General features: G+C 79.4%; 1 pseudogene. It reads right to left on the bottom strand.

The features are described from left to right. Positions 1-81: 81 nt before the first annotated feature. Positions 82-733: pseudogene (locus AB0881_RS31855) on the bottom strand (hypothetical protein); the annotation flags it as partial.

Genomic DNA, 733 nt, shown 5'->3' with positions numbered 1-733 from the left:
CCAGGACCCCGCGGCCCTCCGCGACGAGGCCCTCGCCCTCCTCCACCGCCTGCGCCGCGCACCGTCCCCCGCCTACGTCGGTTACTTCGGCAGCGAGGAGCTGGTGATGCGGGCCGGCAGGCCCCTGGTCAGGTTGTCGAGGTTGCCCAGGCCCGAGCCGTTCCCGGCCGCGCCGTCACGGTGGATCGGGACGCCCAGCGACCGCAGCAGCGTGCGGACGGCCTCACCGGTGTCGGGGTTCTGCGCGGGGGCCTGCTGGGCCCCCGGCTTGGCGCCCGGCTGGGCCCCGGGCTCGGCGCCCGGCTTGGCGGCCGGCTCAGCGCCCGGCTTGGCCTCCGGCTTGGCACCCGGCCCGGCCTCCGGCTTGGCGTCCGGCGCGGGCCCGGCCTTGGGCTTGTACGCGGACGCCGGCGTGAAGACGGCGCTGGAGCCGGGGATCTTCTCCATGATCGGCAGGCCGTCGGTGAGCTGCTGGGTCAGGCCCTGGACGCCGGGCAGTCCGGACGCGTCGGGCAGCCCGGCGCTGCCGAGGATGCCGAACCCGGCGAGCAGGTCGCTCGCGAGCGGTCCGGGCGGCGGCACGGCCTTGCCGACCCGCTTGGTGGACGGCAGCTGCGACGGCGGCCGCTTGACGATCGGCCGGCCGGCGGGCTCGCCGGCCGCGGCCCCGCCGCCGGCCGGCTGCTGCGCGGCGCGCGGCGCGGCGCCGCCCGGCGCGAGCGGCGTGCCGAGC

The sequence above is a fragment of the Spirillospora sp. NPDC029432 genome, assembly GCF_040703975.1.
GTDB lineage: Bacteria > Actinomycetota > Actinomycetes > Streptosporangiales > Streptosporangiaceae > Spirillospora.
The sequence above is the reverse complement of the archived record's forward strand: the minus strand, read 5'-3'. Positions and strand labels throughout refer to the sequence as shown.